The following is a 20626-nucleotide window of genomic DNA, read 5'->3' as shown; positions in this document are numbered from 1 at the left end:
TTGAGTAAATATAGCTCTCTGATTTAGAGAGCTATATAAATAACGGAGAGTTATGCAAGTGTTACTGAAGTTACTTTCTTGATTGATGACTTCCAGCACCACAGAATTAACATCGTAGCCATACCGATAAATAAGAACCATAACGGTGATGCAGAGTTATCTAATACAATACCTAAGCTCGCGACTAAGAAAAGTAATCTTTCTACAATATTCAGGTTTTTCTTTAACCAGCCTTGCAAGAATACAGCCCAGCAGAAAGTCGCCATAAGCATTCCCATGAAAGCAATCAGGATTAAATACCAACTACCTTTCCAAAGAACAACAGGGTCAGTAATAAAACTAAACGGTACTAAGAAAATAACCAGTGCATAAGAGAACGCTATAAAGCCAGTTTTAGATGAATCACTATGACCGATTGCTGATGCCGCGTAAGCGCATAAAGCAACTGGCGGAGTAACCATTGACAATACGCAGTAGTACATGATGAACATGTTTGCAGCCAATACGTCAACACCCATAGAGATAATCGCTGGAGCAAAGATAATTGAGCCAATGATGTATGCAGCAACTGTCGGTAATCCCATACCCATGATGATACAACCAACAATCACCATAACCAGTGATAGATATAGATTGTTTTCACCAACCGCACTCAATATTTCAACAAATTTGAACGCTAGGTTTGACTGTGTTGCCAGAACCATGATGATACCAACAGATGCCAGAGGAACAGATACCCAAGACATTTGCTTAACGATATCCATGACCATCGGGTAGATAATCTTATAGCTGTAGCGAGTATGCTTTCTAAATAATGGTGCAATCAGAGCAAACACCGTACCGATGAAAGCCGCGTAAGGCGCAGAGTATCCAGAGATCAGAGCAATAACTAAGAACGCTGGAGAGATCAATAGATGCAAGCGAGGAAGAATCGGCTCAAACTGTAGGTCTTCTTTAGAGATATTACCTGTGCCTGTTTTTCTAGCTCGTAAATCAATAATGATAAACAGCGCAAAGTAGAATGCAGCAGCCGGAATAATACCTGCAGCAGCGATTTCAGCGTAAGGAATACCTAGCATATCAGCCATGACGAACGCTGCGATACCCATGATAGGCGGCATTAACTGACCACCAGTCGAAGCAATCGCTTCTGTCGCCGCAGCTTGTTCTTTACTGTAGCCAGAGCGCTTCATGATGGGAATAGTAAGTACACCTGTCGACGTTGTATTTGCAACTGCAGAACCGCTCACCATACCAAACAAAGCAGAGCCAAGTAGTGACATTTTTGCTGCACCACCAGTCAACGATGCAGTGGCTTTCATTGCTAAGTCAATAAATACGCTGCCGCCTCCTGTCATGGTGAACACACTACCAAACATAACGAAGAAGAATACAAAGTTAACAGCGGTACTTGCAGTGATACCAAACAGGCCATCAGCTTGCATACTGATTAATTCTGTCATTGTATCTAAAGAGAAACCTTCGAACGCAGTCCAACCCGGGAAGTAAGGGCCTAAGAAACCGTAAGCGACAAAGATAATAACAACAGAGAGAAGCGAAAAACCAACCGAACGTCGAACCGCTTCAAATAACATTAAGCAGCCAACGATAAATGCATATTTATCAGAGAATAATACGTCATCGATCATTTCCAGACGGGTTTCTAACCTTGGGATTGACGTATAATAGTGGTATACCACTGACAAGGTTAATCCAATAAAAATGAGGTTAACTATTCTTCCAACATGTAAAAGCGCGCGATTTTTAAACTCAAGAGGTTGAAAACATAAAACTAGAGCTGTCGCTGTAAATACATGAATACTTGCAGCCGTTAATGGAGATAGCGGATAAAAAAACTGTCTAAGTAAGAACACCATATAGGCGATACCAATTACCGCAGCTATAGTGTTCATAAAGTTTTTGTAGTTCATAACAATACCCTACTTACTAAACTCATTAAGCAAAGCTTAATTAAAACTTTAGTTAAGCAGATGCATATATTCTTTTATATATGCATCCGCCTTACATCAAACTGGAATTATTTAATCCAGCCTTGTTCCTTGTAATATTTAGCTGCGCCTGGGTGAAGCTCAACCAGTTGCTCGGCTTTGCCAATTTCTTCTGGATGCCAGAATTGCAGAGGAGAATGCGACTTCTTAATTTCAGCCTGATTTTCGACCAATGCCTTAGTCACGTTATAAACGACGTCATCACTCACTTTTGAGTTAGTTAAAAACACAGTTGCACTTACTGGGTTAACGTAATCTGTCGCTTGTCCGTCGTACGTACCTGCTGGCATAGTTCCCGTTGGTAGACCAACTTTCGCTAAATCTTGTAGAGTCTTGTCAGAGTAAGGGATATAAGTTACATCACTTGTTAGAGTCATTTCAGTTAAGTTAGGGTGCATAGCTGGAACGTTATCAATGTAAACATCGATAGCGTTATCACGCATCATCTGACTTGCCTGACCACTGCCCATTTGGACAATTTTGCCTTCCTTCTTCAACGTTTCGAAGTCAGTACCTAGAGATTCAAAAATGTAGTCCGCAATAATAGGAACCTGAGAACCTGTTGGTTTCATCGCGATAATAACTTTATCGGCATTGATGATTTTTTCCCAAGTATCGTTACCAGTTTGATCAACCCAAGCTTTACGAGCCACAGTAATGGTGTAAGCTTGTTGAACATTATCCAGTACCATACGCAGTTCTTTGTTTGTGCGACCTTTATAGATATCAGTCAGACCATCTCGAGCCCAAACTGCAGCGTTGGAAGTTGCAAAGCCAAAATCTGCTTTTTCTTCGTTTACAACTACAGGGTTTGTCATACCGCCGCCACGAGGAATAAGTTTAATTTTATACTCATCGTTTGTAGCGCGAGGAACAAGCTGCGAAAATGTTGTGCCATAGGTGTACCAGCCATTTCCCGGCGGCTGTGAAATGATACTCGCCGTAGAGGCAGCTTGTACGCCAGCAGCGACAAGAGTTGAACACAATACAGCGGCTTTTAGTGCAGATTTAAAGTGATTGTTAAACATTATTGGGTATCCTTATTATAAGTATATGTCTGGCTATGGGCGTACAATAGACAGAATTTTGTCGGTATCTTCCTGAGTGAAGTAGACCGGATAACGGCTCTCTCCGACTTCTTGACCAAGCAAGTTCATCGTCTTCTTAACAACAGCTGGAGCAAATGCAATTGGGTACAGGGTTGCACGTAGATGATTAATCTTCTCTTGTGCTTGATTTGCTAATTCTTGGTCGTCTTGTACGAAGCCTTGATAAACCTGATTAACAAGTTCAGGAACAATGTTTGCGATGCCAGAGATACAACCAACAGCGCCTAGGTTATAACCAGTCAGAATGAGTGAATCCGGACCAGTCAGTACATCAAAGTTTTCAGCATCTTCACTTACGGCGAGGAAACCCTTTAAGCTTTCTAAGGAACCAGCGCTGTCTTTAATGCCATAGATGTTTGGATGCTTCGCTAACTCAGCCGCAACCTCTGGTGTAATCGTGTTTCCGGTACGAGCTGGGATGTTATATAGGTAAACCGGTACTGGCACTGCATCCGCAACTTGTTGGAAATAGCGAACTAACTCTTGAGGACGTAGTGCAGAGAACCATGGAGTAATTACGGAAACCGCCTTGATACCCATTGCAGCCACGTCTTTGCCGTGTTGAATTGTCTGGGCTAGATTAGTTTCGCCAATATGAGTAACAACTAAGCTGCTGTCTTGTGCTTCGTCCAAACAGATTTCTGTTACTCGACGCTTCTCGTAATCACTCAAGACAAAAAATTCGCCATTCGTACCATTACAGAAGATTTTGTTACCGTTTGATAGCTGTCTGCGCACTTGTGCGCGTAGAGCGGCTTCATCCAAATTGCCTTGTTTGTCGAATGGAGTGACAACGGCAACGTGTGGACCTGTTATTGGGCTCGTCATATTTTGTCCTTACTTCGTGATGCTCTGATAAAGCTTCAAAACATCTTGTTCAGAAACTTTAACTGGTGAATGGTTTAGTAATCGAGTAACTTGCATTGCGCTTGCCGCCAACTCTGGTAACTGTTCACGTTCAATACCGATCTCATTGAGATAAGTAGGTAGACCCAGTTTTTGGACCAGGTTTTCTAAGTAATCAACCAATGCGGATGCCATTTCTGCTTCAGACAATTCGAGGTTTGCAGACGGCAATAGTCGGTAGACATTAGCCAGCTTTTCTTCGCAGTGGCTGTAGATATGCTTCATAACCGGCACTAGCAACAGTGAGTTCGCCAGGCCATGTGGAATTTTATATTTGCCACCAAGTGGGTAAGACAATGCATGCACAAGGTGCGTACCAGAATGAGAAATGGATGCACCGCCATAGTACGATGCCCACAACAGATTAAGTCGAACCATAAGGTCTTCTGGTGTTTCAATGACTTGCTCTATATTCGCGAAAAATTTCTGCATTCCGATCAGCGCGTAATTATCGCCAACTGGGTTTGCTACGCTCGCGGTATAACATTCGATTAAATGACATAGCGCATCAATACCAGTAGAGGCAGTAATATGTGCGGGCATAGAAGTGGTCAACTCAGGAACTAAGGCAACATAGTCAGGCAACATTACAGGAGAGATAATACCCACTTTTGTCGCACGCTCAGGAATAGCAATGATTGAGTTTGGTGTTGCTTCTGCACCAGTACCTGCGGTTGTTGGTGCAAGTACCAAAGGAATTCGAGACGCAGGTGCTTCACCTTCTAATAAACGGTTAAAACATTCCAGGTGATCTGAAGATGATGCGTAAATCACCGAAATCAGTTTAGAGATATCAAGGACACTACCGCCACCAATACCTACAACAGCATCGACATTCTCAGGCAAAACTTCTAGCAGGTGCTCAACATCATGATTGGTTGGCTCTGCAGGCAGATCGCTCACTAACGTATAGTTGTATCCTTGTTTATCAAGAGAAGATACAAACGACTGAACCTTGTCCAGCTTAATAACGTTGCTGTCTGTCATTATTAACAGATTCTGTTCACTTGATAACACCTGAAACATCTGTTCGATGCCACCACTTATCACAGTTGTAAAAATATTCATTCATTTCCCTTACTTTCAGCCGGACTGATTATTTTCAATCATCCCCGTTATTAAACTTGACATATTTATACATAAAACTTTCGAACCTTGACGAGATTCAGCTCACAAATAATCATTTTGATTAAATTTAATCAAAAAGTACTTTCTTTGAGTGATTTTTTGATTACAATAATTGTAGTTGCAAATCTTGGAGTAAGAATTTCGTCATGAAGGAAGGAATAGAGAGACCTGTTTACATTGTTGCTGACGATTTCACTGGAGCAAATGATGTAGGTGTTGCATTAGCTTCATCAGGGGTAGAAACGCAAGTTCTGCTTACGCCTGACGTGCTTAATGATCAATGCACTGCAGTTCAAATCATTTGTACGGACTCTCGAGATCTAGAGAAACAAGACGCTAAAGATAAATTAGCCCAGATATCAGGTGATTTTCACTTAGCCAACAATCAGCCACTGTTAATCAAGAAAGTTGACTCAACTTTACGTGGCAATGTCGGAAGCGAAATCGAAGCATTAATTGATACCGGTTATGCTTTAGCTATTGTTGCAATCGCAGCGCCAAACGCTAAAAGAAAAACGGTTGGTGGCCTTTGCTATGTCAACGACACTCCATTGTCAGATACAGAGTTTGCTTCCGATCCAAAATCGCCTATTACGTCCTCAAGAATTGTCGATATCTTAAGCTCACAAACTACCTGTGAAATGGGTGAATATCTTCAGACAGATCACAATAATGATCCTCACGAACAGCATTTCAATAAATTTTATGAAATCGGTACCAAAATTGTTGTCTGCGACGCAAATTCAAACAAAGATTTGCTTGAGCTTTATCAGGCAGCGGCGAAGTTATCGATACCAACGGTCTTTGTCACCACTGGGGAACTGACCCAATCAATCGTCGACAATACAAGCACTCCAACGCCAGCAATGAATCACACTCAAGGACCTGTATTGGCGATAATTGGGTCGATGAGCCAAACCACTTTCAAACAAACACAGTTCCTAATTGAAAATGAAATCGCGCAAGTTGTTGAACTGGAGTTAGAAGCTTTACTGTCCTCTGATTATGAGTCGTACTTACAAGCTAAATCATCAGAAGCCATCCAATGGCTGAACAGCAATCACAACTGCGTAATAAGAAGTTGCAAAGACCCTGAGATTCGACATGAACTCAGCGCGATAGCAGCGCAACACCATTTATCTCAAAAAGCACTGGCTGAGCATGTTCGTAACTGCTTGGCGGAGTTAGCGACACAAATTATTGCAACAACCGAGTCCACTCAAAAGCTCGGAGGCATGATTCTTTGCGGGGGTGACATTGCCATAGCCACCGCGCAGAAATTGAACGCCCCTACCTACAACATCGGCGGCATTGTCGCTGATTGCGTGCCATGGGGAACACTTGATAGCGAATTAACCCAATTTCCTATCTTCACAAAAGCAGGCGGGTTTGGCGACGCTAGCACTTTCTCTAAAGTTATTCAGCATTTATATAAAGAGGTCAAATAATGAAAGGTGTAATTGGTATTACAATGGGCGACCCTGCAGGTATCGGCCCGGAAATCATTCTTAAAGCACTAGCCGAAGATTCGTTATCAGGAACAAACTGCGTGGTAATCGGTAGTGTTGAAATTCTTGAGGAAGTGCTTAAGCAAGATCTCGCCCCATCTCAAGAAATCAATGTAATTAACAAGGTTAGTGAAGCTAATTTTAGTACTGGCGTTGTGAATGTTATCGATATTCCACTGGAAGACATCAGTTCATTTAAGATCGGCACAGTGCAAGCCCAAGCTGGTGACCTCGCCTACCGTTGTATTGAGGTAGCAACTTCATTGGCTCTAAATGGCGAAATCAGCGCGATCGCAACCGCTCCTTTGAATAAAGAAGCATTGCATTTAGCTGGTCATCATTACCCTGGCCACACAGAGTTGTTGGCGAAACTTACTGATACGAAAGATTACGCGATGGTGCTTTACACTGATACATTACGTGTAATCCATGTAACTACGCATATTGCGTTACTAAAATTCTTGCAGACTCTGAATCAAACTCGTGTAAACACTGTTATTAAGATTGCTGACGAGTTTATGAAAAAAGCAGGTTTCGCTGCTCCTAGAATTGCAGTGGCAGGTGTTAATCCGCATGCTGGCGAAAATGGTTTATTCGGTACAGAAGAGATCGATACCCTAATCCCTTGTATCGAAACGATGAAACAAGAAGGCGTTGACGTATATGGCCCATGCCCACCGGATACGGTATTCCTGCAAGCTTCACAAGGCCAATATGATATTGTTGTAGCCATGTATCATGATCAGGGACACATCCCTCTGAAATTGATGGGCTTTTATGACGGTGTTAATATTACCGCTGGTTTGCCATTTTTCCGTACTTCTGCAGACCACGGTACCGCATTTGATATCGCATGGTCAGGTAAAGCAAATCCTGAAAGTATGATTAAGTCCGTCGAATTGGCGGTTAAATTGAGCAATGTATGAAAAAACAACGCGTTGAGCAAATAACTGAGTATCTCAAACACCATAACTTGGTGACCGTGGACGATTTGGTCAAAGTCGTGGCAGCATCGCCTGCCACGATAAGACGCGACCTGATCAAACTCGATGATCAAGGTATCATCACCCGAACGCATGGTGGCGTATCATTAAACCGATTCGTCGCCAATCAGCCTACAACGAATGAAAAAATGCTACGCAGTTTGCGAGAAAAGCAACACATCGCAGACAGAGCAGCGGAATTAGTTCAGGCTGGGGATTCCATCGTATTGGATGCGGGAACAACGTCAATGGCGTTGGTGAAAAACCTCACTCATCTGCCACTTCGAGTTATTACCGTTGATTTGCATATCGCGTTGTTTCTGTCTGAATTTAAGCAGATAGAAGTCATTGTTACCGGAGGCGCTGTTGACCATAGTAGTCAGTCCACCATTGGCGAACATGGTAAACAGCTACTCCGTTCTATCCACCCAGATATCGCATTTTTAACTTGTAACAGCTGGAGTCTTGAGAAAGGCGTAACGACGCCAACCGAAGAAAAGGCTTCATTGAAAAGGGATATCATTCTAAACGCCAACCGAAAGGTCTTAATTGCAGACAGCTCGAAATATGGCGCTTATTCGCTCTACAAAGCCTGTGACTTAGTTGATACCACTCACATCATTACCGATAGCAGTCTCGATACCGATATCCAATCTCAGATTCGAGCAAAAGGTATCGCATTAATTACTGTCTAAATCACCTTACAACGAAGACAGTAAAGTGATTTGAATACACTGTTGTCCGTATTTTCTTCATCCTCCGTATTTCCACCTACGGACGACATTGTTAATCAAGAAAAAACCAGTAGGTCATCACTACTGGTTTTTTCGTTTGGTGCCAGCAATCCTTTCAGACAAACCTCAACGCGACCTTCACTTTCTGTTCGGGCTTTAATCTCACTTGGTTAAACTAGCTAGGTTTCACTTTATGAGTTAGATTTTGTACCTGTAATCCAGGTTCCTGTTTCCTATACTAAACAGGTTCTTATCCCTGTTTCGGATAAGCAGCTAGCAAGGACTCCCATGATAAATAAAAAAGTATTGATTCTCTTTGCTCATCCTTCTCAACATAGGTCAGAAGTGAATGTGCCGTTATTTCAAGAAGCTCAAAAAATAAAAGGCGTAACCTGCGTTGATCTTTACGGCGAATACCCTCGCTTCGATATCAATATCGATCGAGAACAACAACGTTTGCGTGAACACGATGTGGTGATCTTTCAATTTCCACTTTACTGGTACTCAACACCCTCCATGCTGAAAGAGTGGCAAGATCTGGTTCTGGAATATGGATTTGCTTACGGCACTGATGGCACTGCATTACAAGGTAAAACCATGCTTTGTGTACTTTCTGCTGGCGGTAAAGAAGAAGCCTATAAAGCCGAAGGTTATAACCACTTTACTATTCGTGAACTGCTCGCACCCATTGAGCAAATGTCCGCGCTGACAGGCATGAACTACATCGCGCCGCTTGCCATGTTCGGAGCACGTACCGCCGCAGAACAAGGGCGAATACCACGACATGTAGATCGTTACAGAAAACTGTTAACTGCACTGGTCGAGGATAGATTAGATATCGATGCTGCCGCTTCACTGATTAAATTAAACAGCTCTCTGCCAGACATCATTAAGGAAGCATCATGACCGGAATATTTTTGCAGGCCTTTGTTTATCTTATTGCGGCCGTGATTGCAGTACCATTAGCAAAGCGGTTTGGTCTTGGCTCGGTGCTGGGCTATCTCATCGCCGGCGTTGTCATCGGCCCAATTATCGGTTTGGTCGGAGAGGAAACTACGACCATCCAGCACTTTGCTGAATTTGGCGTAGTCATGATGCTGTTTCTGGTTGGTCTGGAGCTGGAGCCTAAAATGCTTTGGGCAATGCGTAACCGCTTAATGGGATTAGGTGGTCTTCAGGTCGTCGGTACTACTGCTGCGATAATGGGCATTGCCTTGTATTTAGATCAGCCTTGGACAATAGCATTAGCGATAGGTTTAATTTTCGCTCTTTCATCAACTGCGATCGTACTTCAAACTTTCAGCGAGAAAGGATTAACACGTAGTGAGGGCGGCAAAAATGCCTTTTCGGTGCTTCTTTTTCAAGATATTGCCGTTATACCGATGCTGGCTTTCATCCCACTTCTCGCACTACCGGAATTGGTGGAACAAGCGCAACTAGCGGCTCAAACTGCCGCACAGCATCACGAAGATCTGAGTCTTGTTGCCAATTTACCAGGATGGGCTTATGGACTGGTGATCACTGCCTCCATCGCGCTTGTGGTTGTAGGCGGACATTACTTGAGCCATCCGCTATTGAGCTATGTTGCCAGTTCAGGCCTGCGCGAAATTTTTACCGCTACCGCCCTAATGTTAGTTATCGGTATCGCAGCATTGATGAGCTTAGTGGGACTTTCCCCTGCCCTTGGAACCTTTCTGGCTGGGGTGGTGTTAGCCAACAGTGAATTCCGTCACGAGTTAGAATCGAATATTGAGCCCTTTAAAGGGTTGTTGCTAGGTTTATTCTTTATCACTGTTGGAGCAGGAATTAACTTCTCGGTTTTATTTAGTGAATTCTGGCTAATTCTTGTCCTCACCCTTGGTGTGATGGTGTTAAAAGCGTTGGTATTACTTATCCTCGCACTGGTCTTTCGCGTTCAGGGCAGTAACCGCTGGTTGTTTGCACTAAGCCTGGCGCAAGCAGGGGAATTTGGTTTTGTACTACTCAGTTTCTCGGTTCAAAATCACGTTATTCCGTTTGAATTGTCCCAAACGCTTTCTCTTGTCGTCGCTATATCTATGTTCCTTACACCAGGGTTATTTATTCTGTTTGATAAGGTTATTTTGCCTCGGTTTGAGAACCAATCAAATGAACGTGAAAGCGACACCATTGAAGAAAAAGGCAGCGTCATCATCGCGGGGATCGGACGTTTTGGACAGATAGTGAACCGTCTCTTGGTGTCCAATGGTGTAAGTACCGTTGTGTTGGATTACCAAGCTGATCAAGTTGACAACTTACGTCAGATCGGTACTCGGGCTTACTTTGGTGACGCAACTCGACCAGATATGTTACACACCGCTGGTATTGAAGAAGCTGCCGCATTTGTTGTCGCTATCGATAATCAAGAAGCGAGTGTCGAGTTAGTCAAATATGTCAAACATACTTATCCTAAAGTCAAAATTCTCGCCCGAGCCTTCGACCGGGGTCATGGTTACCTGTTACGACAAGCTGGCGCAGACGTCATCGAGTCTGAAACCTACCACTCTGCCCTCGAGATGGGTGGACACACAATGAAAGTGCTTGGCATTCATCCATTTTTTGTTGAGCAACAAAAAGAGACCTACAAACGAGTTGAGGAACGTAAGTCAGAGATCCTGTACAAAGCATGGGAAGACGACTCAGAAGGCAAGCGTTTTGATAACAATTACCGTCTTCTTTTTATTCAGTTAGAAGAAAAAATGGCGGAAGAGATGCGTAAAGATCGCCACGATAAACTGTCCCGCTCAGAGCGAGGCTGGACACCTCCTCCTAAAGATTATGCCGAGACCTTTGATGGCGAAAACGTCCACGAGCTCCATTTACCAAAAGAAGAAACCCATTAGACATACATGATAATTATAAAAAACCTCCCTGATGCACAGGGAGGTTTTAAATATTAACATGCACCACTAAACTCATAATCAGTTAAGCAAAGTCACATAAGATCATTCATCAAAATCTCATATTCTTCACTCGCTTCCTCAACTAAATGCGAAAGCTCAACCGCATCGGTCGCCGCTAGTTTGAGCTGCCACTTATCTGCTCTGTCTTTACCGCAAACGCGAGTCTCTTTCCCACGACATTCAAAAGACAAATCGTCAAACGCTGTTGAGTGACACTCATGAAGCTCGACGATCTCGACTTTTAATTTACCGACAGGGTTTACTTCGATATGAGCGTGTAAATCCGGGTGTCTGGATAAACAATAGTCTCGATGAACTGCAATCATAGCCGCCTCCTTGGTCTGCCGATTCAATGATAATTGTAGATGCACAGCTGTGAAGGGGGGATGAAATTATGGTTAACATTGATCTACCTCATCGTATCCTGTGAATTTAATTGTAAGCACAAATATAGGCATAAAACTCGCCCGAATTAACCGACAAAGAACCTAGATCGTTGGCATCTTTGCTTCAACATTGACACGATCTCAGACATGCCTGACCAAAATAAAGAGGTTATTCATCCCCCCCCCCCTTTTTTTTCCGAACCTATCTCGAATACAACACTCTATAATTCGCCTGAGAAAAACTTGTGGGAGGCAACGAACCACACATAAACATGCGCTCAAACATCAAGCAATTACATTGGTTGATGGATAAATATCACATTTCGAAATCATTCTCCAAAATGCACAATATATCTCCGAAATGCAAAGTGTCGCGCCGTTTAAATCGTTAAAGTCATCTGTCAGAACAATCGTACAAACGAGTTCTCACTAGGTTCATTAGGTAAGAAACCTCGAATAACAACAAGGAAACCCTATGTCTGACTTTAAATCTCTGCCAAAACTCGTCACCATTGCTGTTGCTATGGCTTTAGCTGGCACAGCAACTGCTGCTAATGACAATCTACAAATCCAGGACAGTGGCGTTAAGTACACGAAGAAAGCAGAATCTATGCTGAAAAAACTTAGCCTCAGCGAAAAACTGGATATCTTGTCTGGCCCGGGTATGGACTTAACCACATATCAAGGTCAGGACGCGATCAATCTGGATCCTGAAAAGGATGTGACAGGTGTTGCGGGCTACATCAACGGCGTTAAAAACAAAAAATTGGATATCCCTGCTGTGAAACTGGCTGATGGCCCTGCTGGTCTAAGGATCCAACCGGAACGTGATGGCGACAGTAACACCTATTACGCAACAGCGTGGCCAATTGGCTCTCTATTGGCATCAACGTGGGATACCGATTTAGTACAGGAAGTAGGTAAAGCGGAGGGTAATGAAGTAAAAGAGTACGGCGTAGACTTCCTCTTGGCACCGGGTATGAACATTCAGCGTAACCCGCTTCTTGGTCGTAACTTCGAATATTACTCAGAAGACCCTGTTTTATCCGGTAAAATTGCGGCGGCGATGGTAAATGGCCTTCAATCCAATCAAGTCGGTGCAACAATCAAACACTTCGTGGCAAATAACGCGGAGACAAACCGTTTCTTCAATAACACCGTTGCCGATCCGAGAACCCTACGTGAAATTTATCTGAGAGGTTTCCAGATTGCCGTGGAAGAAGCGCAGCCATGGGCAATCATGAGCTCATACAACCTGGTTAATGGTACATATGCTAACCAACGTAAAGATCTGATGACTGATATCCTGAGAGGTGAATGGGGCTTCAAAGGATTGGCAATGTCAGACTGGTTCGCAGGTAATGTATCTGGATTGAGAAGTGACTTCACCGGCCAAGTTGAGGGCGGACGAGATGTAGAATCGGCAGCGAAACAAGTTAAAGCAGGCAACGATCTAATTGAACCAGGAGGTGTAAAAACGGATCTTCTCAACTCTTATAACAACGGAACGCTCTCATTAGAAGAGATCGATAAAAGTGTTGTGGCAATCTTGACTCAAGTTCAGAAGACCCCTTCTTACAATAACTACAACTACTCCGATGCACCGGATCTTGACGCACACGCAGCGTTGGTAAGACAAGCCGCTGCAGAGGGTATGATTCTGCTTAAAAACAATGATGGCGCACTTCCTCTTGCATCAGGAAGTAAAGTGGCGCCATTTGGTACTACATCAGTAAATACCTTTAAAGGGGGAACCGGTAGTGGTGATGTTAATGCCGCCTATATTCAGAACATTGCTAGCGGATTGGCTGAACAATTTGACGTCAATGACGATTTACTCTCGTTCTTTAGCGAGTATTGGGATACCAACAAGGTACCGAATCCCGCTTTATTCGCGTCTGGCTATGTCATTGACGAACCTTCGGTTGAAGCAATACCGCAACTACAAGTTTTGATTGGTGAAGCTGCAGAAAATGACGATGCGGCTGTCATCACCATAGGCCGCCAGGCTGGTGAAGGCGGTGACCGAACTCCAACTCGAGGTGATTACCTCCTATCAGATGAAGAACTGGAAATGATTGATGCAGTCTCGGCTGCGTTCCATGCTCAAGAAAAACCTGTTACTGTCGTACTTAACGTGAATGGCGTTGTTGATACCACAGAATGGGCAGAAAAAGTGGACTCTATCGTTCTTGCCTACATGGGTGGACAGGAAACTGGTAATGCAGTCGCTGATATACTGTCAGGTGCAGTTAACCCAAGCGGTAAACTTGCGCAAACTATGCCAGCAAACTACGCAGATGTTCCATCAGCAGATACGTTCCCAGGCGCGGATACCACTGGAGACGGTTACGAAGATGAATCGCTATATCGCGAAGGTATTTACGTCGGCTACCGCTATTACTCTTCGTTTGATAAGGCTCCGGCATACCCATTTGGTCACGGCCTGTCATACACTAACTTCGAGTACAGCAAACCAACTATTATCGCCAATACGTTGACGAAAGGTGGATCTGAAGGCTCTATTACCATCAGCGCCACAATTACCAATATAGGTAGTGTTGCGGGTAAAGAAGCGGCTCAGGTTTACGTGAATGCACCGGAAGTTAAGCTGAAAAAGCCAACCATCGAACTTAAGGCATTTGATAAAACCGAGCTGTTGAACGCAGGTCAGTCTGAGACATTGACTTTCAATATCTCAGCTCAGACCCTCGCTAGCTTTGATGCGGAAAATGATCAGTGGATTGTTGAGCCTGGCGCTTACACCGTATATGTCGCACCGTCTTCAGATGTGACAGGTACCGAAGCACCATCCGTACAATTTACTGTGGGCAGTGAGATTGTTGTCAGCCAAACAACCCCGAATGCGCTTGCATTAGAAGAAGGCGTTACAAAAGAAGATCTTCTGACTATTACAGAGTAATTCACGTTTACCGATCAAAGCCCGAAATTTTATTTCGGGCTTTTCTTTTTTAGATCTTATGTTGTTCCATTCGTTACCTAGCCACATCAATCGATCATAAGAAGTAATAATCTGATCTCGATTCCTATTTTTTCACGAAGTAAAATATATTTTTAGCAGTAGATCACTAATTCATTTCATCGTTGAGGAAAAAATAAAAATTGAGACATACTATGCTAGTGATTGAATTTTGTTCATTTATAAGACAAATAACAGGACGAATAATGAATGGCAGCGTCTCAAATCTATTAACATCTGCAATGCTACAGCAACTTTCAGCGTTGGGGCGTAATAAGGATGAAATCATAAAAAAATGTGACATAAACAAATATGAGCTAAATAAAAAACATGGAAGGATTTCCTCTCATTCACATTACGCTTTGCTAGAAGAAATCATGCCTTACCAGAAGCAGCTTTTTAACGACTCTGGCTTAGCGGGTATGTATTCTTTATTTCCGGATTTTTTTGGTTTATGTATCAATGAATTATCAGCAAAATCTGCCATAAGCAGTTTTGTCGAGTATCGAGCTTTAGTTGGCAGCTGTGACAAGTGTGAGGTACAGATAAATAAAGATGCAATGAAGATAACGTACACGGATACTGGTCCAAATAAAATGGTTTCCAGTGCGTTGGCAAACTTCGTATTTCTTAAAGAAATTATCAGTCAGTATATTCCGAATGGAGAATATTCGGCTTCGTTAACGCATTCCAATTTAGTGCCACATCATACGGTCAATGAAAAGCTCAATACTAAATGTTTATTTGGTCAGAATGAAAATCACTTAATCGTAAAATCACCTCACCTTCATAAGGAAAATGTACTTTTCAACGAAAATCTATATAAACTTCAAAAAAATAATATAGTTAAAATTAGCAATGAATCTAATGATAATAAATTCTCATATATTGTTGAGGATATTGTTAGTATTTTCGTCGTTGAAGAAGAATATTTTTGTGACCAAAAGGCTCTAGATAAAGTATGTGAGAAGTTAAAAATGAGCCGCTGGACACTCAATAAAAAATTAGGCGCTGAAAACAAATGCTTTACTGATATTTTTAATAAAATTCGTCTAGATAAAGCGATAAAACTTCTTACGGAAACCAACAAAAGCATGAATGAAATCAGTGAATTGACAAGATTTTCTTCACAATCTGTATTTTCAAGATTTTTCCGAACGCATACCAATATGTCTCCCAATCAATACAGGAAACAAGCACGAGAGGTTTAGCTAGAAATACCGGCAGCCATACCCCGTATTAAGTAATCACGGTTACAGATAGGTGATATGAACCAAAAACTGGTATAGCTTAAGGGAGCTTGTTTAACGCCGAATGCAAACATTAAACAAGCTCAGACAACATTGTTGACCCCAATCGCTGTATTCAGATTCGGTATCAAACCACCTCTGTCAGTTTTGTTATTCTACCCGCAGAAGGTCTTCACTGTTCGGGTACAAGTAACATGGATGATTTTGCCGGCACTTTGAGTTCCACATTAGATGGAATTTTGGTGCCCGACACCATATCTATCCAGTCAATATCTGTAGCGAGGGACAAAGACTGCGGACGAGCCGATTTGTTGAGTATCACAATACCCTTATCACCACGCTGTAGAACCAACATGTCATCATTTCCTTCGATAATGCTCATCGATTGTCCGTGCACGGCATTGTGAAACTTAATCATCGTAGCCATACGTGGGTCACTCCACGCGCCTTTCCACCTAGGCTTGCCGTCTCTTCCCTTAATACCGCTCGTATCGAGGTCGGTATATATCAAAGGAACGCCTCCGTCACGCCCCAATATATACGCGTAAGCCAGCCATTCGTCTTCTTCATCCATCACCAAATCGAGGAAAACGTCATTATTCGGAATGTCGTGAGTTATCACAAAGGTAATCGCCCGTCCCGGCGACAGTGCCTGACCGAAACAGTATGGATCGATTAGCGACTTGAAGCTGCCGGTTTTCGAAAACGCTCTAAAGATGGTAGTAAACAGAGGGAAGTCATAGGCACATAAAAGAGTTTCCTGTAAATACGGTTCCAGGAACAGTTGATACTCTTCTTCTGTTGCACCGCCATCTGTAATAATCTCGCCGAAGATATGAACATCCCGGGTAATATCATCTGACCAAACGCGTTTAAGATGTTCAAGCGTCATATGCTTGGCCGCATCAATGCGGAATCCTTTAACACCTATCGCTTTCAGTGCTTTTAGATACGCACGTTGCTGCTCCACAACATGATCACAAACTCGAAGCGTTGGCAAACCCGGATCGGTTGGCCCGCCGTTAATACGACCATTTTGAACTTGCCATTTATCTTTCCAGTTTTTGATTCCAAACGCCTCAGCGAAATGCTCCTCAGTGAAAAGCGGTTCAGACAAATCACCAAATAATTTGAGTGATTGATATTTATCAGCGTTCTTTTGGTATTCCTCTAACACTTTTTGTCTTGGATATTGCAGATCTCGACGCAGATGCGCTTCGTTCGCCATATGATTGAACACAACGTCTGCGTATACTAAAACGCCAACACGTTCCAGTTCCTTAACCATATGGATAAAATCTTGAGTGTCACCGAGCGCATTGTCGATAACACGATAATCTTGAGGCTGATAACGCTGCCACCAGCGTTCATCGTCAGCACTTTTCATTGGTGGAGAGACCAGTACAGAACCATAACCTATCTCATGGATCTCTTTTGCACGTCGGGCAACGTCAGCATACTTCCAATCAAAAGCATGCAGAATCACATTCGCACCTGCTGATTGTATTTCATGTAAGCCACTCATGTTTATCTCCTACTCGTTTCCACTCACATGTTGCTGCGTGTTTTCTAATATCGATTCGTTGTGAGCGGATTCAATAGTAAAAATTATAAGCGCAATTGCTAAGACCCCCTCACCCTTTGTAGCTTTACACAAGGATGAAGATCAAGGCGTACTGCCTCCTCCTCTTTCATAAAATAAGGATGAGTGCTCAGGTTTTTGAGTCTTCACAGGTAGTTAAATTACTCTAAAAAAACATTAACCAACTGTTATATATAAAAATTATTATTGTGAAGATAAAAAATAACGTATGCTATTCTTAAATCGATTTGAGTGAACGGGCTATTTTTTACCAATTAAATGACAAAAATTTAACAAAACAAAAATGAGACATAAATCACTCTCGGTGAGAAGAAAAATTGTTCTCTAACAGGCTAAAACCAGAACAATCCACGGATGTGGCAAAAAAGTCGAACGAAATTGTTATGTAAACGCTAACAAATACGCCTTCTACAGCCATGTATACTACCAGATTGATATTTATGATCTGAACGCTTTTTATGAAGGTTAAAGAGAAGGTGGTGGGCAATCTATTGTTGTAGCCGCGAACAAACGTATTCGAGCTTCCCTCAGACATACCGAGGGAAGCAGGATACAGATTTAAAGCGCCAGCTTTAGGATCTCTGCAGCGTCTTCTGGAGTGATATCCTTATGTTCACCCATCGCCAACATACCATGTTGCGTCAACTTATCTTTAACAGCAGGAATATCTTTTTCACTTAAACCATATGCAGAAAGTCGAGTTGGGTTGCCCATTAATGTGAAAAACGCTTCCGTCTTTTGGATTGCAAGATCAATTTTCTGATCGTCGGAGCCCGAGTTAATGCTGAATACGCGCTCAGCGAATTGTAATAGCTTGCCGCGCTTTTGTTCTTTTTTGTATTTCCACATAGCAGGAAGAACGATAGCAAGCGTTTGTGCGTGATCCAAACCATAAAGTGCCGTTAACTCATGTCCAATCGCATGGGTAGACCAGTCTGTTGGAACACCACATTTCAACGTACCATTAAGCGCCATCGTTGCCGTCCACATCAGATTTGCACGAACTTCGTAATCTTTTGGTGTTTCTAACGCTGCTGGACCATCTTCTAATATATTCAGCAACAAGCTTTCCGCGAAACGGTCAGATACTTTTGCATTAACAGGGTAAGTCAGATACTGCTCGATCACATGAACGAAGCTGTCTACAGCACCATTGGCAATTTGTCGTGCAGGTAGCGAATACGTCGTTTCTGGATCAAGAATAGAGAACGCAGGCCGAACGAGATCAGAACCAAATGACAATTTATCTTGAGTTTCCGCTCGCGTAATCACACTGTTTCTGTTCATTTCAGAGCCTGTCGCTGGCAAAGTCAGAACACAACCAAGCGTCAGGGCTTTAGACACACAGCTCCCACCTGTCGTGATGATGTCCCAGTAGTCACCTTCATAACAAGCTGCAGCAGCAATAAACTTACTGCCATCAATGACCGAGCCTCCGCCCACAGCGAGAACTACGTCAATCTTTTCCTCCTTGGCGATTTGAACCGCGTTCACCAAAGTTTCATAATGTGGATTCGGTTCAATTCCGCCAAACTCAAATACCGCATAGCCTTCCAATGTAGACTTGATTTCTTCGTACACGCCATTTTTTTTGATGCTTCCGCCGCCATATGTAAGCAGGATTTTGCTCTCGGGAGTGATTTCCTCTTTGAGTTTCGCAATTTGACCTTTACCGAAGTGCGCTTTCGTTGGATTGAAGTAAGTGAAGTTGTCCATTTTGTTTCCCGGAATTTTCTTAGGTACAGATAATTTGTTAACGATACAGGTATAAGAAGTCGAGATCTATCACCATTGACATCAATGTTAGTACCGTCTTTTCAACACATTAAAATATGGTACAGTCTCATCACATATACAGAACGTTATCGGAGTATTAATGCAGTACGATGTGATTGTTGTCGGTGCAGGATCGATGGGCATGTCCACTGGCTATTTCTTAGCGAAACAAGGGAAAAAGGTACTACTTCTTGATGCTTTTGACCCTCCACACTCACACGCTAGTCATCATGGTGAAACACGTATTATTCGACATGCCTATGGAGAAGGCGAAGAGTACGTACCATTGGCATTGAGAGCACAGGAGTTATGGGGCGAGTTAGAACAACTATCCGGAAAATCGTTATTCCTGAAAACTGGCGTTCTGAATATTGGTGAAGAAAACTCACCATTTATCTCTATGCTCATCACCAGCGCTAAAAAACACCAACTTCCACTTGAAATTTTGAGTGCAGACGAAGCTAACCAACGCTTTGAAGGGCTTGAATTACCACCTGAGTATATTGGTTGCTTCGAGTCGACATCCGGCGTTCTGAGAGTTGAAGATTGTATTCAGGCATATCGTGATCTCGCCTTAGCGGAAGGTGCGACACTCTTAACCCACCACAAGGTTTCTGGCATAAGTCTCCTTGATGAAGGGGTTAGCGTGTCGGCCAACGGCAACACATTCCAAGCCAAAAAATTGGTTGTCTCCGTCGGAGCATGGTCAAACGACCTGCTGGATATGCTAGAGCTTAAGCTCCCTATTAGCCCTATCCGCAAAACGTTTGCATGGTATAACGCGCCAGAATCACTTTATGGCGAAGGTATCTTCCCAGCGTTTTCATTTGTTACTCCAGATGGTATCTACTACGGGTTCCCAAGTATCGACGGCGCCGGATTAAAAATCGGTCGCCACGACTTAGGTGAAGATCAAGATCCAAATGCGGATATCAGCCCGTTTGAAGCGTCTACTGATGCAGCGGATCTTCAGCAAATACTTGATAAGCACATGCCTAAAGTCGAATCTCTGAAATTCGGTAAGACCTGTATGTACACCCGAACGCCAGATGAAAACTTTATCATCGACAAGCATCCTCACAATGACAATGTCGTGTTAGTTTCTGGATTTTCGGGACACGGTTTTAAATTTGCCAGCGTGATAGGCGAAGTCGTTGCCGATATGGCTCTGGATCAGCCAGCCAAGTTCAATCTATCTCTGTTCTCAGTTAACCGTTTTAACTAACCTTACCGAAACAGAAGTGGTATATGGTTGTCTATGGCAACCATATACCACTATCAATCTGTCCGCGCAGACAGCAAAAATTATCGTCATTCAACAAGATGGTATCTT

15 protein-coding genes are annotated in these 20626 nt (G+C 42.9%); 8 read left to right on the top strand and 7 right to left on the bottom strand.

The window, feature by feature from the left end; all coding sequences use genetic code 11:
• Positions 1 to 50 precede the first annotated feature (50 nt).
• From ACWYU8_RS09900 to ACWYU8_RS09885, 4 genes are all read right to left on the bottom strand, one after another.
• Positions 51 to 1931, bottom strand: a complete 1881-nt coding sequence (locus ACWYU8_RS09900; RefSeq protein ID WP_457519362.1) for a TRAP transporter permease — start codon at positions 1929 to 1931, stop codon at positions 51 to 53.
• Positions 1932 to 2038: 107 nt separating this feature from the next.
• Positions 2039 to 3037 carry a TAXI family TRAP transporter solute-binding subunit gene (locus tag ACWYU8_RS09895; protein ID WP_457519361.1) on the bottom strand — a complete coding sequence of 333 codons (999 nt, stop codon included), beginning with the start codon at positions 3035 to 3037 and terminating at the stop codon, positions 2039 to 2041.
• A gap of 33 nt (positions 3038 to 3070) precedes the next feature.
• Positions 3071 to 3946, bottom strand: a complete 876-nt coding sequence (locus ACWYU8_RS09890) for a dihydrodipicolinate synthase family protein (protein ID WP_457519359.1) — start codon at positions 3944 to 3946, stop codon at positions 3071 to 3073.
• Between the two features lie 9 nt (positions 3947 to 3955).
• Positions 3956 to 5092, bottom strand: a complete 1137-nt coding sequence (locus ACWYU8_RS09885) for an iron-containing alcohol dehydrogenase (RefSeq protein ID WP_457519357.1) — start codon at positions 5090 to 5092, stop codon at positions 3956 to 3958.
• 206 nt (positions 5093 to 5298) lie between these two features.
• Here ACWYU8_RS09885 and ACWYU8_RS09880 point away from each other — a divergent pair, with 206 nt between their 5' ends.
• The 5 genes from ACWYU8_RS09880 (at position 5299) to ACWYU8_RS09860 (ending at position 11238) form a co-directional block, all read left to right on the top strand.
• Complete coding sequence (locus ACWYU8_RS09880) at positions 5299 to 6600, top strand: four-carbon acid sugar kinase family protein (RefSeq protein ID WP_457519355.1); 1302 nt, start codon at positions 5299 to 5301, stop codon at positions 6598 to 6600.
• Positions 6600 to 7586 carry a 4-hydroxythreonine-4-phosphate dehydrogenase PdxA gene (pdxA, locus tag ACWYU8_RS09875; protein WP_457519353.1) on the top strand — a complete coding sequence of 329 codons (987 nt, stop codon included), beginning with the start codon at positions 6600 to 6602 and terminating at the stop codon, positions 7584 to 7586. Before ACWYU8_RS09880 ends, pdxA begins: the two co-directional genes overlap by 1 nt.
• A complete protein-coding gene (locus ACWYU8_RS09870; RefSeq protein WP_457519351.1) occupies positions 7583 to 8338 on the top strand; it encodes a DeoR/GlpR family DNA-binding transcription regulator in 756 nt (251 codons plus the stop codon). Before pdxA ends, ACWYU8_RS09870 begins: the two co-directional genes overlap by 4 nt.
• Positions 8339 to 8665: 327 nt before the next feature.
• The gene (locus ACWYU8_RS09865; RefSeq protein WP_457519349.1) at positions 8666 to 9283 is read left to right on the top strand and encodes an NAD(P)H-dependent oxidoreductase; all 618 of its coding nucleotides are present in this window, start codon (positions 8666 to 8668) and stop codon (positions 9281 to 9283) included.
• Complete coding sequence (locus ACWYU8_RS09860) at positions 9280 to 11238, top strand: monovalent cation:proton antiporter-2 (CPA2) family protein (RefSeq protein WP_457519347.1); 1959 nt, start codon at positions 9280 to 9282, stop codon at positions 11236 to 11238. Before ACWYU8_RS09865 ends, ACWYU8_RS09860 begins: the two co-directional genes overlap by 4 nt.
• A 92-nt stretch (positions 11239 to 11330) precedes the next feature.
• On the opposite strand, the gene ACWYU8_RS09855 is transcribed toward ACWYU8_RS09860, so the two are convergent.
• Positions 11331 to 11624 carry a hypothetical protein gene (locus tag ACWYU8_RS09855; RefSeq protein WP_457519345.1) on the bottom strand — a complete coding sequence of 98 codons (294 nt, stop codon included), beginning with the start codon at positions 11622 to 11624 and terminating at the stop codon, positions 11331 to 11333.
• 535 nt (positions 11625 to 12159) lie between these two features.
• Here ACWYU8_RS09855 and ACWYU8_RS09850 point away from each other — a divergent pair.
• Both ACWYU8_RS09850 and ACWYU8_RS09845 read left to right on the top strand, forming a co-directional pair.
• A complete protein-coding gene (locus ACWYU8_RS09850; protein WP_457519343.1) occupies positions 12160 to 14607 on the top strand; it encodes a glycoside hydrolase family 3 C-terminal domain-containing protein in 2448 nt (815 codons plus the stop codon).
• Positions 14608 to 14870: 263 nt separating this feature from the next.
• Positions 14871 to 15875 (top strand): helix-turn-helix domain-containing protein, encoded by a 1005-nt coding sequence (locus ACWYU8_RS09845; protein WP_457519341.1) that lies wholly within the window; start codon positions 14871 to 14873, stop codon positions 15873 to 15875.
• 211 nt (positions 15876 to 16086) lie between these two features.
• Here the strand turns inward: ACWYU8_RS09845 and ACWYU8_RS09840 are convergent, their stop codons facing one another.
• Both ACWYU8_RS09840 and ACWYU8_RS09835 read right to left on the bottom strand, forming a co-directional pair.
• Positions 16087 to 17439, bottom strand: coding sequence for an alpha-amylase family protein (locus tag ACWYU8_RS09840; RefSeq protein ID WP_457519339.1), 1353 nt, complete (start codon positions 17437 to 17439; stop codon positions 16087 to 16089).
• 636 nt (positions 17440 to 18075) lie between these two features.
• Positions 18076 to 19233 (bottom strand): iron-containing alcohol dehydrogenase, encoded by a 1158-nt coding sequence (locus tag ACWYU8_RS09835; RefSeq protein WP_457519337.1) that lies wholly within the window; start codon positions 19231 to 19233, stop codon positions 18076 to 18078.
• A gap of 160 nt (positions 19234 to 19393) precedes the next feature.
• Between ACWYU8_RS09835 and solA the strand changes: the two genes are divergently transcribed.
• Positions 19394 to 20518 (top strand): N-methyl-L-tryptophan oxidase, encoded by a 1125-nt coding sequence (solA, locus tag ACWYU8_RS09830; RefSeq protein ID WP_457519335.1) that lies wholly within the window; start codon positions 19394 to 19396, stop codon positions 20516 to 20518.
• The last annotated feature ends 108 nt before the right edge of the window (positions 20519 to 20626 follow it).

This window comes from Vibrio limimangrovi (assembly GCF_054064025.1).
This window is presented reverse-complemented; position numbering and strand designations above follow the sequence as displayed.